The sequence below is a fragment of the Reticulibacter mediterranei genome (genome assembly GCF_016587455.1).
Genome location: NZ_BNJK01000001.1, coordinates 5,243,234 through 5,257,276 on the forward strand (window position 1 = coordinate 5,243,234; position 14,043 = coordinate 5,257,276).

10 protein-coding genes are annotated in these 14,043 nt (G+C 52.6%); 5 read left to right on the plus strand and 5 right to left on the minus strand.

Features of this window, described 5'->3' with window-relative positions; all coding sequences use genetic code 11:
* Nucleotides 1-22: 22 nt before the first annotated feature.
* Together K3T83_RS22580 and aroE are read right to left on the minus strand one after the other, a co-directional pair.
* Entirely contained in the window at nucleotides 23-964 is a 942-nt protein-coding gene (locus tag K3T83_RS22580) for a fumarylacetoacetate hydrolase family protein (protein WP_220205189.1), read from the minus strand.
* A gap of 97 nt (nucleotides 965-1,061) precedes the next feature.
* On the minus strand, nucleotides 1,062-1,946 hold the full coding sequence (aroE, locus tag K3T83_RS22585; protein ID WP_220205190.1) for a shikimate dehydrogenase: 885 nt from the start codon (nucleotides 1,944-1,946) through the stop codon (nucleotides 1,062-1,064).
* A gap of 244 nt (nucleotides 1,947-2,190) precedes the next feature.
* Here aroE and K3T83_RS22590 point away from each other — a divergent pair, with 244 nt between their 5' ends.
* From K3T83_RS22590 to K3T83_RS22600, 3 genes are read left to right on the plus strand one after another with little or no spacing between them, the layout of a single operon-like run.
* A complete protein-coding gene (locus K3T83_RS22590; protein ID WP_220205191.1) occupies nucleotides 2,191-3,003 on the plus strand; it encodes an NUDIX hydrolase in 813 nt (270 codons plus the stop codon).
* Between the two features lie 21 nt (nucleotides 3,004-3,024).
* A complete protein-coding gene (locus K3T83_RS22595) occupies nucleotides 3,025-3,822 on the plus strand; it encodes an MBL fold metallo-hydrolase (RefSeq protein ID WP_220205192.1) in 798 nt (265 codons plus the stop codon).
* 45 nt (nucleotides 3,823-3,867) lie between these two features.
* Nucleotides 3,868-5,097: an enolase C-terminal domain-like protein gene (locus K3T83_RS22600; protein ID WP_220205193.1), complete on the plus strand. Its 1,230-nt coding sequence runs from the start codon at nucleotides 3,868-3,870 to the stop codon at nucleotides 5,095-5,097.
* Between the two features lie 79 nt (nucleotides 5,098-5,176).
* On the opposite strand, the gene K3T83_RS22605 is transcribed toward K3T83_RS22600, so the two are convergent.
* Both K3T83_RS22605 and K3T83_RS22610 read right to left on the minus strand, forming a co-directional pair.
* Nucleotides 5,177-5,611 (minus strand): hypothetical protein, encoded by a 435-nt coding sequence (locus K3T83_RS22605; protein ID WP_220205194.1) that lies wholly within the window; start codon nucleotides 5,609-5,611, stop codon nucleotides 5,177-5,179.
* Between the two features lie 259 nt (nucleotides 5,612-5,870).
* Complete coding sequence (locus K3T83_RS22610) at nucleotides 5,871-7,583, minus strand: ABC1 kinase family protein (protein WP_220205195.1); 1,713 nt, start codon at nucleotides 7,581-7,583, stop codon at nucleotides 5,871-5,873.
* Between the two features lie 403 nt (nucleotides 7,584-7,986).
* Between K3T83_RS22610 and K3T83_RS22615 the strand changes: the two genes are divergently transcribed.
* The gene (locus K3T83_RS22615) at nucleotides 7,987-10,656 is read left to right on the plus strand and encodes a M1 family aminopeptidase (RefSeq protein ID WP_220205196.1); all 2,670 of its coding nucleotides are present in this window, start codon (nucleotides 7,987-7,989) and stop codon (nucleotides 10,654-10,656) included.
* Here the strand turns inward: K3T83_RS22615 and K3T83_RS22620 are convergent.
* Complete coding sequence (locus K3T83_RS22620; RefSeq protein WP_220205197.1) at nucleotides 10,649-10,786, minus strand: hypothetical protein; 138 nt, start codon at nucleotides 10,784-10,786, stop codon at nucleotides 10,649-10,651. The two genes, K3T83_RS22615 and K3T83_RS22620, sit on opposite strands and share 8 nt — an antisense overlap.
* Before the next feature lie 308 nt (nucleotides 10,787-11,094).
* Between K3T83_RS22620 and K3T83_RS22625 the strand changes: the two genes are divergently transcribed.
* Nucleotides 11,095-13,971, plus strand: coding sequence for a DUF4012 domain-containing protein (locus K3T83_RS22625; protein ID WP_220205198.1), 2,877 nt, complete (start codon nucleotides 11,095-11,097; stop codon nucleotides 13,969-13,971).
* Nucleotides 13,972-14,043 lie beyond the last annotated feature (72 nt).

Consider the following 14,043-nt stretch of genomic DNA (forward strand, 5'->3'; position numbering starts at 1 on the left):
ATGCTACCAGCATTTGACGATGCTAATCGATGCTCACGACACGATTTCTAATCAGGCCAACGTTTTCTACCTCGGCCTCGACTACATCGCCCGGTTTGAGAAATTCGGGTGGTGTGCGTGAAAAGCCAACGCCGCTGGGTGTGCCGGTCGCAATGATGTCTCCGGCCTCCAACGTCATGCCTTGCGAGAGGATTGAGATCGCCTTGTTGATCGAGAAGATCATCAGGTTGGTGCGCGAATCCTGTTTGGTCTCGCCATTGACGCGCAGACGCAGGGCCAGATCATGCGGATTAGGAATCTCGTCTGCTGTGATGATCCAGGGACCGATCGGGCAGGAGCCATCGAGACTCTTTCCTTTAAAAAATTGCTTATGGCGCGCTTGCAGATCGCGAGCCGTGATATCGTTCAGCACTGTATAGCCGAAGACATAGGATAGCGCATCTTCCTCACGAATATTCTTTCCACTCTTGCCCAGCACCACTCCTAGCTCGACCTCCCAATCGATCTCCGTAGAGACAGCTGGATCGATGACGATCTCTCCATATGGAGCGTTGATGGTGGTGGGAGCCTTCGTAAAAAATACAGGGATTTCGGGCGCCTGGCCGCTGTGACCGCGCACGTGGGCCGTCTCTTGAGCATGTTCGCGATAGTTGACGGCCAGGCAGAACACGTTTTTGCGTGGTCGAGGAATGGGTGCGGCCAGCTGTACCTCGCTAAGTGCATGGGCGGCCCCGATATCCGAATAAGTTCTCACCTGAGTAAAGCGGCGTGTGCCAACCTTTGCTAAAACAGCCTGGAGCGCTGGTTGATGCTGCTCATACTGATCGATAAGACCAAGCATCTGATCTGGTATCGCCAGCGAGAGCGCCCGCGCCGCCAGATCGAGATCAAGCACCTCATCGTCGCGCACAAGTCCAAGATGTGGTTCTGGCAGCTCGTGCGTGGAGAAAGTGACAAATTTCATGGACACCTCCTTAAACTGATCGTTGTGAAGGGAGTTCTCTGTATGCCATCTCCATTCTACAATATGCAGGAATGTGCCCGATGATCCCTTATTTTTTCTACAGAAGCGCGCTTCTCATCACCTCAATGGGGGCCGGGCGACAGGTCCAGAGCGTAAAGGCCAGCGCACCTTGATGCAGGAGCATCGAGAGACCGTTCGCGGCCCGCAGACCCATCGTGCGCGCCTGCAAGAGCAGGTGGGTCTGGATCGGGTTATAGATCATGTCGTATACAAATGTATCAGCATCGAAGCGCGCCAGCACCTCAGCCGGGAGTGGGCTGACATCTCCATGCATGCCAACGGATGTGGCGTTGATGATGATCGATGAGGAATGTGAAATGAGGAAGCTGGGATCGCTCAAACTGAAAACGGGGCCGTCATAGGTTTGCTGAACATCGGAGGCTAACATCTGAGCGCGTTCCAGGTGGCGATTGAGGATAATCAGACGATCGACCTGCGCTCCAACCAGTCCAAAGGCGGCACCTCTGGCGGCACCACCGGCACCGAGCAAGATAGCAGTATGTCCCCGCAACGAGATGTGACCATGAGTATCCATTGTGCCGATGCCATTTTCGAGCAGTGCATGGAGCAGGCCAGGCGCATCCGTATTGTAACCATGTAGATAATCATCCTCATTAACGATTGTATTCACTGCGCCTATACGTTCCGCCAGTGGATCAATTATATCTAAAAGCGGCAGCACCGCCTCTTTATGTGGAATGGTGACATTCGCTCCCAGACAATCTTTCTGACAGAGCGAGCGGACACGTTCTAGCAATTGTGTATCGGGAGTATGCCATAATTCGTAGCGTGCGGGGATGCCGAGCGCATCCAGTCCTGCTTGCTGGAAACGTGGCGAATATGAGTGAGCTACAGGATCGCCTATCAGCCCGACGCGCAAATAAGGAGGAGTGGATGATTTTGGCTTAACTTTTCTAGACATACGGCACCGTTCTTTAGTTTTTACATAAATATCTCATATCTGGCACATCTGGAGGGCTGCGAAACGGCCCAACTCATTTTGTAGTATAGCAGAAATAGATGGAAAATGGATAAAAAAATAGCAGTATGCAGCCAGCATGCCATACATTTGTTACATATCTCAGGTACAGGCATATATGGTACTATTAAACTTGTATCTGCGTCTGTGATGATTGTGAGAATCTATGGAGAATGGAGAAAAGCGCATGGCGGCAGTGCAGCCCAGAGCAGCCTCGACGGTGATGTTGTTGCGAGAGGAGAAAGTGGCAGGGCAACAGGCTACTCAAAAAATAGAAGTCTTTATGGTGCGGCGCGTCGTGCAAAGTGAGTTTATGCCCGACCTGTATGTGTTTCCGGGCGGCTCTGTAATGGCTGATGATCGTCTGGTCGAGCAGAGCGAGGAGCTTTGTCGAGCGGTATTGCCTTCTTCGGCAGACCCGGAAGGCCGTACTCTGCCCGGTCAGGGTGTGCGAGCGGCGGCCATTCGCGAGCTTTTTGAAGAGGCCAATGTGCTGCTTGCATACCACGATGATAAAATTCTTGCCGTTGGTAAAGAGGAGGAGCAAGCGCGTTTCGCCCTCTATCGTCAGGCGTTCAATGAGCGCAAAGGCTCGCTCACCATGATGGCACAGCAGGAGCAATTGACGCTGGCAACCGACCGGCTGGTGTATTTCTCGCATTGGATCACCCCGGAGGGTATGCCCAAACGCTATGATACGCACTTCTTTCTGGCGGCAGCTCCGACCGAACAGGAAGCGTTATATGATGACCTTGAAACGAGCGAGGGCGTCTGGATTTCACCTGCCGAAGCGCTTGCCCGTTTTGCTCAAGGTAGCTTCCCCGTCGCTTTTCCTACGTTCCATCAACTGCGCGATCTTGCCGAGTTCGATAATGTGCAGCAAGCGCTCAATGCTGCCCTGACGCGCTATGTGCCGACGCATTCGCCCATTTTAACCCTGATCGATGGCTTCCCGCATGTCTATTTGCCGGAAGATACCGCCCATCCCTGGAAGATATAGCCGAAGACGAGAGGGAGAATAATGCTCGATTCACATGATCCCTACACTATTCTTTTAGCGCCCAACGCCTCGTTAATGACTGGCCGTGGCACCAATACCATCGTGTTTGGTGGAGGCGAAGAGGGAGCCAGCGTTATTGATCCCGCCGACGACGCCCTGGAGCATCAGGAGGCGATCATCCGTGCTGGTGAGCAGCGTGGTGGGATTCGCCGCATTTTGATTACACACGGCCATCCTGATCATATTGGAGGTGCGGCTGCGCTACGCAAGCGTCTCCACATTGCCATTTATGCGTTCAGTCGCCAGGGAACGTCAATTGCCGATGAGGAGGTTCCCGATGGCACGATGTTTCCAGCTGGCAATGACCTCTTACGCGCAATTCACACGCCCGGTCATAGTCCCGATCATTTTTGCTTTTTGCTGGAACAGCGTCGTACGCTCTTTGCTGGCGATCTCGTGGCAGGTGAGGGTACGGTAGTGATTGACGATCTCTTTGAGTATCTCGCTTCGCTTCAGTGCTTGCAATTACTCGACCTGGCAGAAATTGTGCCTGCACATGGTCCGATCATTACGAATCCACAGGCAAAGCTGAGCGAGTATGTGGTGCATCGTCTGGAGCGCGAACAGCAGGTGATACAGGCATTGCAGAATTTTCCGACTGGCACAACAGTCGCGGCACTGGTCTCTGTTATATACAGCGATGTTGATGCACGCCTGCATCCCGTTGCGGCTCATTCGATCAATGCGCACCTGCGGAAATTGGAGCGCGAGGGACGGGTGAAGAGAGGCGCGGAAGATGTATGGCTGTTAGATAGATAAGCAATGTTGCATCATCTATAATTTTTTTAATTTGAGGAAGTGTCTATGAAGATCACCGACATCAAGGCTACTGCGGTCACTGTACCATTGGAAGCCCCCCTGAGACACAGTAATGGTGTGCAGTGGGGGCGTTTTGTGCGCACTATTGTTGAGGTGGAGACGGACGAGGGCATTATCGGCCTGGGCGAGATGGGTGGCGGGGGAGAAAGCGCGACCCTGGCCTTTCAAGGTCTCAAATCCTATCTGGTCGGCCACGATCCCTTTGATCTTGAGAAATTGCGTTTTGCCATCACCAATCCCACTGCCAGCCTGTATAATAATCGCACACAACTGCATGCCGCCATCGAATTTGCCTGCCTTGATATTATCGGCAAGAAGCTTGGAGTCCCCGTCTATCAACTGCTTGGGGGCAAGATCAGGGACGAGGTGGAGTTCGCAAGCTACCTGTTTTTCCGCTATCCTGATGAAAAAAACGGGCGCTATGAGGTGCGCACGCCAGAACAGTTGATCGAGCATGCACAGGATTTGCAGCAGCGCTACGGCTTCACGACGCACAAGCTCAAAGGTGGCGTCTTTCCACCACAATACGAGCTTGAGTGCTATCTGGCCCTTGCTGACGCCTTTCCGCAAGATCGTTTGCGCTACGATCCCAATTCGATTCTGAGCGTGGAACAGGCGATTCACTTTGGGCATGCCATCGAAAAGCTGAATAACGATTATTTTGAAGATCCGACATGGGGCTTGAACGGCGTGAGGCGCGTGCGGGAGATGGTGCGTATTCCCACCGCCACCAATACGATTGTGATTAATTTTGAGCAGCTCGCCAGCAATATTTTAAATCCAGCCGTTGATGTGATCCTGCTCGATACGACCTTCTGGGGAGGCATTCGACCGTGCGTAAAGGCGGCTGGCGTCTGTGAAACCTTCCAACTGGGCATCGCCGTTCATTCATCAGGTGAGCTAGGGATTCAGCTGGCGACCATGCTCCATCTTGGGGCTGTCCTGCCCAACCTCGCTTTTGCTGCCGATGCTCATTATCATCATCTCACCGATGACATTATTCAAGGTGGAAAAATGGAGTATCGCGAGGGAAAAATTGCTGTGCCAGAGCGACCGGGGCTTGGCGTGGAGTTGGACCGCGACAAATTAGCGCAGTATGCTGAGCTATATAAAGAACTGGGAACTTATCCCTATGATCGCGATCCGCATCGTCCGGGCTGGTATCCGCTTCTCCCCAACACAGATGGTTTCGCCGATCCGACGCGCTCATATTAAATAATGTTTGCTTGCTAGTTCTTCCAGGGAGACTCACAGGGCCAGTGCCCTATGGGTCTCTTTGTGTTTCCAGGGGTAATTATTCGGTGACATCAACCTGTGCGGTAAGACAAGGGGGCGCGAACCACGTGGTGCCGGGGATATCAATACAGGCGCGTGGATAATAGGTATCGGCTGTTTTGTATGCATGAGATGCGCTGGGAATGACGGCGGGGCAGAAATCGCCGGTGCAGATCGGTACTACGGACGTGGTGCCATCTCCCCACGCAACATTGATCTTTACGTCAGTGTTGGGCTGAAATGGGCACTGGTTGTATCCATAGAAACCGAGTCGCGCTTCTTGCCCGATCGCAACTGTCTGGTGTTCGGTTTGGAGCTTAAAGCAAGCTCCGCTGCTGGTCGCGGTTCCTGTCGGTTCTGCTGTTGGGGTTACATCGGCAGCTGCTGCGCCCGCAAAGCAGACGAGAAGGAGCAGCGAAAGCAGAAACGATACGAATGCACGACAAAATTTCATTTAAACCTCCTTGTTACTACAATTCTGCACATTAAACTAAACAAATCGCTGTTCGTTTAACAACGTCTGTCATATTATACTGTTATGATGCCAGTAATACAAGAGAAAAGAGAATAAATGTAATAGATAAAAGAATATGAAAATTCTCGGAGTATTCAAACAGGAGATATTGATTGAGTTGAAAGCAGTTTCTGAAATTTTTCAGGTTTTAACAGGGAAATTCTGATGATAGAGTCAGAATTTCCCTGTTAAAACCTGTTCATCTTCTGAGCAATGTTGCCAGCGCAGTAATGCCAGCGATGCCTAGACAGAACCAGCCAGGCATGGCTTGATGAATGCCGGTGAGGTAAATGCCACCAGCCAGTGAAGCGACAAACATAAAGCCTCCCAGCATACTTCCACTACCATTAGTACTGGCGGCTACTACTGTCGTGCCACCATTGCCGCGTCGCCCGCGCGAGCGTCTGCTATGGCCGCCGGGGATGTTTGCCAGCCGAACCTCTAATTGTCCCGTTTCAATGCGGGTGATGACGCGCTCAAGCGAGCGGGGTAGTTCCAGCATCACTTTGCTGGTATCCAGGAGTTGCGTGAACACATCCTGAACGGTTTGTGTGATTCCCTCGGCATCGAGTCCCAGAAAACTGCGGGCGTAGGGCGTGGCAACCTCTAGAAAATTGAAGTCAGGGGCGAGGCCCGTTGAGACGCCAACCAGCGTTCCCACTGCTCGACCGCTGAAGGCGAATTGAGCAGGGATGTGGAAGGGCTGCCCATACAACAGATTTTCCAGTTCGCGCGCGACTTCGGGGAAATCCAGTTCGCGCACCTCGCCAAGTGTGATGCCGTAGTATTGTTCCAGCATGATCGAGAGGCCCCGTTCAATCGCTGCCTGGTTCGCCCCATCGCCGATAAAGCCCAGACTGGTGAGGGCATTGACAATCGCGTGTGAATTGCGCGTGACGAAGCCAAGAAAGATCTCTTTCAGAGAGCGCTTCATATGCTTGGTTAGCCTGCCAACCATGCCGAAATCGACAAAGGCAATCACTGGCCCGTCGCTCCAGGCTCCCTTTTTCACAAAGATATTGCCTGGATGAGGATCAGCATGGAAGAAGCCCTCTTCAAAAAACTGGTGGAAGTAGGCATTCACTGTACGCTTTGCCACCTCCAGGCGATTGATGTTGGCAGCTTCGAGCGCGGCATAATCGTTGATCTTGATACCATCGATCCACTCCATAACCAGCACGCGCCGGGAGATATATTCATCGTGCATGCGGGGAATGTAGATGGTGGGATCATGCTGGAATATTTCGCGGAAGCGTTTGGCATTGGTGGCTTCGGTCACATAGTCGATCTCTTCGTAGACGGTGCGACGAAACTCGCGGTAAACGCCCATCAGATCGATGAAGTCGCTGGTATCGACAAACCGATTAATGACCTGAATAACAAATTTCAGGGTGCTTAAATCCATACTGACAAGTTGAGCAATATGTGGGCGCTGCACTTTGACGGCTACTGTTTCGCCTGTGGAGGCGAGGACGGCCTTATGCACCTGTCCCAGCGAGGCGGCAGCAGTACATTTGCGCTCCAACACGCTGAATATCTCTTCTACCGGTTTGCCAAGTTCGGCCTCGATGACGGAGACGACATGCTCGAATGGTGCGGGTGGCACCTCATCTTGTAGGTCAGCCAGCACGGTAAGTGCCTGCTCTGGCAGCAGATCGGCGCGTGAACTGAAGAACTGGCCCAGCTTGATCATCAGCACACCTAGCTCAATCGCGGCCTTGCGGAAGGCCTCCAGGACACGGATAAGGACTTCAATATTTGGCTGTACTTCGTAGTTGCCACGACTGCGAGCGCGAACAACGCGGCGGCGTTCGCGATAAATAACCCAGATCGTCCAGAGCAGCAATCTGGAGACCCGAAAGAAGCGAATGATTTGTGTAAGCCTGTTTATACGAGGCGTTTTTGAACGCATGAAGACATCCTCTCAAGTATCGACGTTTCTACTACATTGTACGTTAGAGATATGTCAGAGGTTTGATGAAACTGTACGCTAGATCGCCCCTTCCCACTGCGACTTTCCATCTATTTATGAGATATCCTTCAAACCCAGTAAGGTCTTTCGTAGTCTCGCGATTTATCGCGTTGGGGCCATGTGAGAGGAGCTTGCCCCAACGCGATAAATCGCGAGACTACGAAAAGGAAAATCACAGGTTCGTTTGTAAAAAACTCATCTATTTAAGAGACATGACCAGCCGTTGTGATAACTCTTGGAAAGTGTTATATGATAAGATAGCGCTTTGAGCGAACAAAACCTCTCATGGGGAGGAAGGAACGGTTCGACGCAGAACGTATTCGTTGCTAGAGGAGCATATTTCATGTATTGTAATCGCACATATACTATTCAGCTTGGTGACGGTTATAGCCTGATGGTTATGGGTACACCCACACCACAGGCGCGCTCGTTTGAATTGCCTGGCGATACCATTCATTACGCCCCGGATCGCCCTGCCGATGTGCAACATGTCAGGCTCACGTTTGAGTTGGATTTCGAGCAGGAGATGGTGCGTGGCACCGCCTCAACAACGTTTGTGGCACTGTATGAAGAGGTCAGAACGATTGCTCTGGATGCAGTCGCGTTGCAGATAGAAAAGGTTGCTCTGGCAGATGGTCAAACGCTGGACTATAGCGTGACCGACAAACAGTTGATTGTCACGCTGGATCGTCCATACACGCATGGCGAGACGTTTACTGTTGACGTGACCTATCAGGCCAGGCCGCGCGCGGGATTGCATTTCGTCAAGCCTGCCCCGGAAGATCCAACGCGCCCCGTCCAGGTCTTTACCTATGGACAACCGCGCTACCATTCGCACTGGTTTCCCTGCCACGACTCACCCAATGATCGGGCAACAACCGAGATGATCGTCACCGTCCCAGCCGAATTGCAGACGGTTTCCAATGGTCGCCTGCTCTCAACTACCGACAATGGCGCGACAAAGACCTATCACTGGCGGCACGATATCCCGCATGCCGTGTACCTCGTGTCGCTCGTCGTGGGCGATTTTGCCGTTGTCGAGGATAGCTATAATAGGAAGCCCGTCACCTATTATGTGCGGAAAGATCGCAGAGATGATGCATTGCTCTATATGGGGAAGACGCCGCAAATGCTCAGCTTTTTCTCTGAATATACCGGCGTCGAGTATCCCTACGATCACTATACACAGACGGTGGTGGAGATCTTTACTGGCGCGATGGAGCATACAACCGCGACCACTCACGGTTTTACCTTGCTACTCGATCAGCGCGCTTCCCTCGATCTTGGCCCCGAATACGTCTCTGTTGTTGCACACGAACTGGCTCATCAATGGTTCGGTGATTTGGTGACGTGCCGCGATTGGGCGAACGGCTGGCTCAATGAGGGTTTTGCAACCTATTTCGAGAACCTGTGGAACGAGCACGACCTTGGCACGGATTTCTTCAAGCATTCGATGCTGGAACTACAGGCGGGCTATCTGAGTGAGGATGCTCACTATCGGCGTCCGGTGGTCTATCATGTCTATCACGATGGCGGCTTCGAGTTGTTCGATGCCCATCTTTACAATAAGGGTGGGTGGGTATTGCATATGTTGCGCCATCAACTGGGCGATGCCATGTTCCGGCGCGCGATTAAAGCTTATCTGGAGCGGTATCGCGAGAAAGAGGTGATCACCGCCGATCTTGAGCGTACGCTTGAGGAGGTGACGGGTCGCAGCATGGCTCAGTTCTTCCAGCAATGGATCTATAGTGGCGGCTATCCCGCCTTCGAGGTCAACTATTCCTGGGATAATGAGCAGAAGCTAGCAAAAGTGAAGATCAAGCAGACGCAGAAGATCGACGATCTGACGCCCTGTTTCGTCACGCCTGTCGATCTGGCTTTTACTATCCCGGTCTCTGAGAAGGCGACTGATGGGCAGGCGCAGGGGACGCAGGTAGTATCGAGGCGTGTGCTGGTGGGGGAAGATGGGCAGATCGAGCAGAGCTTCTATTTCCCATTGGAGCGTGAGCCACTGATGGTGCGCTTCGATCCCGATGGCTGGCTGCTGAAGACGCTCAAGTTTGAGCGTTCGACGCAACTGTTGCAGTACCAGTTGCAGTACGATCCCGATGTGCTGGGACGCATCGAAGCTGCCGAGAGCCTCGGCGATAAAGACGAAGTGGAGGCAGTGGCCGCGCTGGGTGTTGCGCTGAACCATGATGCATTCTGGGGCGTACGCTGTGTCGTCGCGGCCGCACTTGGCAAACAGGGAACAAGTCTCGCCCAGGGAATTCTGTTACAGGCGTTGGAGCAGCTCGATCCAACACAATTTTCGCGCGTCCGGGCGATTGCAGCCACCGCGCTTGGGACATTCCAGCATCCTCAGCGGGAAGAGATGGCACGTCAATCGGCACAGGCGTTGCAAAAAGTGTTGGAGGCCGGTGATATCAGCTATCGTGTGGAATACGCGGCATCCGAAGCGCTGGGGAAGACGAGGACGGAGAGAAGTGTCGATCTGTTGACGAAGCTCATTGAACGGCCCAGTTGGAACAACTATGTGCAGCGCGGCATCTTCAACGGTTTGGCGTCAACGGGCGAAGATCGCGTGGTGGATAGCATGGCCGGCTATCTCTTGAATACAAGCAACCACCCGACGTTGCGACGTGGAGCAGCTGTGGGTCTCGGACAGATCGGACGGCAGCGTTACCTCTATAGCCGGGCGGCACGGGAGCGCGCGGTCACAGCTCTGTGTGTTGCTGTGGAGCATGATAGCTGGGGACCGGTTCGCTCTGCTGCCGCGCATGCGCTCGCGGCGTTGCGCGAGAAGCGTGCGATTGAGGTTCTGGAGCGGCAGGCTGCTCAGGAGCATGATTCAGGAGTTCAGCGCAGTATGCGGGTGGCCGCACATGTGCTGCGAACAACTGATGAGGATCAGGAGCAGGTGAAGCAGTTGCGCAAAGATCTTGATGAGTTGCGCGAAGAGAACCGCAAGCTGAAAGAGCAGTTGAGCAATCTTGAGGCGCGTATCAAGTAAAAATGGTGCATCCAGTAATGAGACGAGTTGCGCCACCCGAATATGGCAGGGGCGATGGCTGGTCCTCGCCCTGGCTGCAACACGTGTATGGCGTGCAATGCAGGCGAGGACCAGCCATCGCCCCTGCCATATTCGGCTACTCCCCTCCCCATGTTTCAGGGAACTTCTTCCTGTATTTTCTCATTTCTTCTTTTCCACTACCTGTTAAAAATGTATCAGCTTTTATTCTGCCCGCAACAAATATGTCGTTTCTGGCGTCATGTATAGTAGGGCGCGACCCTCGCGGTCGCCCGTGACCATATCACCGAATTTGCACAGAAACATCTATCTGCTATACTATGCTAATAGTGAAATAGCAACCGATGTGTCATTTTAATAAAATATTTTCTTTATTTCCTTCAATATTTGCAAACCCTGTAATGTCGGGGGTATCCATTGATGAATATACAAAAAGCACCATCTCGTTTTGCAAAAAGTGTACGAAGAGCAACCGACATATCTTCCTGGCAAGAAGCCGATGTGAGCGGCCTTAACTCAAGAAATAGGAGGCGTTATCGCAAACGGAGGGCAGCTGTCATCTCCTATTTTACGACTGCGGTGCCAGTAGATAAGCTGGCGGCGTATCATCATATTCCGGTTTCCCAATTGCTACAATTTATTCAGCACTGCCTGATGATGCATGAAGATGGTTCGGTCTGGGGCTTTCGTGCGCTCATTCCGGGTATGCGGGTGATTGATGGTGCTACTTCTGAGCGAGACGAAGCGGTTGAAGATCCCATCCGCGCAATAGAGAGCGAGCTGCTCGAAGATGCTGGAACGACATTCCCTGAACAGCAAGAAATCGACGATTATAATTCTATCGAAGTGGCTATCGACACTGTTGATGAACAACAGGGTGATATATATACACCTATTCCCGAAATTCCTGATGAGTTGGACGAGATAAATACGCCCCTGATTGTGATCGATGAACCAGTTGAGGTTGATGCAGAACGGACCCTCTACGATGGCACGGATGCTCTTCAGTTGGACAAGGAGCAACCGATAGAATTTCGAGAGAGCATCGTCGAAGCCGGCACGAATAAGCATAGAGGCAGGCAGCGAAGATTTTTCACCTCGCGGCGCATGATTCATATGCGGCGGCAGCGCGCGGCTCGCCAGCAGCAGCACCGCAATCAGCGTATCCGTTTGCTCAATATTGTCAGTGGCGTCATTCTGATGATGATGCTATTGGGAACGTTATTACCTCTAGGACTTGGTTTGATGGCCTATAACGTTTATAACGACGTGAACGGGATAGCTCGTAGCGGCATGAATCATCTGCTGGCCGTCAAAACGTTGCTGCCGTCCTCGACCAGCGATCCGCTAGCTGCCCTCGATAGCACGAAATTACGGCAGGCGCAGAAAGAGTTCCAGGCGGCAGAGAGCGATTTTGTGCAATTAGAACAGCTGGTTAATCGCTCCGATCTGCAAATGCTTGTTGATCAGGTCGGACCTTCATATAGCTCAAAACTGCTGATGGCGAGACACCTGGTTCGTGTGGCTCTGGATGTTTCGCGAATGGGGCAGGAGTTAAGTGGCGTTGGCATCACGGCTTCTGGCATTCTGCATAGCTCTCCACTGGCAAGCGATACAAAGAACGTAAAGCCGTTGATCTCGGTGACAGATGTTTCGGCGGCGCAGGGAGCGCTGATCCATGCGCTCTCCTATATCGATGATATTAGCACGGAGATGCGCCAGGTTGATCTGCGAGAACTGCCTATCAGCGCAAAGCAGAAGACACAGCTTACTGATATGCTCGCCCTGCTGCCGCGAGTGAGAGGCTCTCTTCTTGAGGCGCAGGGATTGGTGGGAACCGTTGCCTGGCTGCTTGGCGTGGGACAGACCCGGCGCTTTCTGGTGCAAACAATGGATCGTGCGGAACTGCGCCCCGGCGGTGGCTTTACCGGGCAGTATGGCATTCTGCAACTTCAGGATGGGCGTATGGCCCCCTTCAGCTTGCGCGACGTTGCCCTGCTCGATTATGCCGGGAATGGTATGGAACTGGGACGCGCCGCACCACCCGAATATAGCCAGTGGATGAACTTTGGTAACTGGGGATTGCGCGACTCGAACCTCTCAGGCGATTATCCCACTACCGCTCGTATGAGTATGAGCGTCTTTGAGGAGGAGGGTGGTGGCCCTGTAGATGGCGACATCTCGTTCACGCCCACCTTCATCAGCCACATTCTCGATGTGACCGGGCCGATCTATGTTGCCGACTATAAAGAGACCATCACTTCACAAAACCTGGAAGAGCGGTTGCACTACTATCAACAGGATTACAACGCCATCGCCGTTCAGCAGCAGAAGACCAATGATACCAGCCACTCAGTACGCAAAACCTTCACCACGCTGGTTGGCAAGTTGTTGCTTGATCGCGTGCGCCATTTGCCCACCAGCAAACTCGTCGCGATCCTCAAAAACGCGGTTAAGGATATCCAATCGCGCGACCTTGAGATCTATTTTGCCAATCCTGTTGCTGAACAATGGCTGATCGATCACGGCTATAGCGGCGGGATGGATAGCTTTCAAAAAAACGACGGCTTTATGGTGGTGCAGGCGAATATCAGCATTAGCAAGGCCAGCCAGTATGTACATACTACAGAGCAGGATCATATCGTGCTTGATGCTGGTGGTGGCGCAACCCATAATCTCACCATTACACTGAATTATCAGCAGACCGGGCCGGTCTATGGATTCGATACCTATGCTGATTATATGCGCATCTATACTGCTCAGGCTGCCCAATTGCTTGGCGGACATGGCTTCGATTCCGGACAATGTTATAACAACGGCAATAAAGGTTGTTGTGCTGCTAGTGCCGCGAAGCCATCGTCAAAGGGAGACAAAACGCCTGCGACGAACGATACCGGGTGTGGACAATACAAACATGCGTTTCCCGACGATGCCCGCTATTGCCCGGACGGAAACTATGATCTTGGCATGCGTGGAAGTATTAATAAGCCCTGGCCCATCGATAAGCTGAGCGGTCCAACAGCTCTGGCGAGCGATCTTCCAGGTCGCAGCATGTGGGGAGGATTGACTGTCACACCAAAGAACTGCATCTCAACGATCACCCTCTCCTGGTATGTTCCGCACGCTGTTCGATTCGTCGGCAAGCACGCCACCTACTCATTGTTGGTTCAGAAACAGGGCGGCTATGTGCCATTGGCACAGGTGATAATCGATGCCAGCGCGATCAAAGGGATGAAGCCGTTGAGCTTCCAGGGCAATCTGGTTACCGATAAACTGCTCACTTTAACAGCCCAATGAAACATAACCAGTCCTGTGCAACCTCGCAAGTAAAGAATGGCGTAGCCGAGTAAAAATGGTTTTCTTTACCTG

Excerpts from the sequence above, each read along its gene's own strand:
- K3T83_RS22580 (WP_220205189.1), bottom strand. The coding sequence starts at position 964 with ATGAAATTTGTCACTTTCTCCACGCACGAGCTGCCAGAACCACATCTT.
- aroE (WP_220205190.1), bottom strand. The coding sequence starts at position 1,946 with ATGTCTAGAAAAGTTAAGCCAAAATCATCCACTCCTCCTTATTTGCGC.
- K3T83_RS22590 (WP_220205191.1), top strand. The coding sequence starts at position 2,191 with ATGGCGGCAGTGCAGCCCAGAGCAGCCTCGACGGTGATGTTGTTGCGA.
- K3T83_RS22595 (WP_220205192.1), top strand. The coding sequence starts at position 3,025 with ATGCTCGATTCACATGATCCCTACACTATTCTTTTAGCGCCCAACGCC.
- K3T83_RS22600 (WP_220205193.1), top strand. The coding sequence starts at position 3,868 with ATGAAGATCACCGACATCAAGGCTACTGCGGTCACTGTACCATTGGAA.
- K3T83_RS22605 (WP_220205194.1), bottom strand. The coding sequence starts at position 5,611 with ATGAAATTTTGTCGTGCATTCGTATCGTTTCTGCTTTCGCTGCTCCTT.
- K3T83_RS22610 (WP_220205195.1), bottom strand. The coding sequence starts at position 7,583 with ATGCGTTCAAAAACGCCTCGTATAAACAGGCTTACACAAATCATTCGC.
- K3T83_RS22615 (WP_220205196.1), top strand. The coding sequence starts at position 7,987 with ATGTATTGTAATCGCACATATACTATTCAGCTTGGTGACGGTTATAGC.
- K3T83_RS22620 (WP_220205197.1), bottom strand. The coding sequence starts at position 10,786 with ATGGCAGGGGCGATGGCTGGTCCTCGCCTGCATTGCACGCCATACACG.
- K3T83_RS22625 (WP_220205198.1), top strand. The coding sequence starts at position 11,095 with ATGAATATACAAAAAGCACCATCTCGTTTTGCAAAAAGTGTACGAAGA.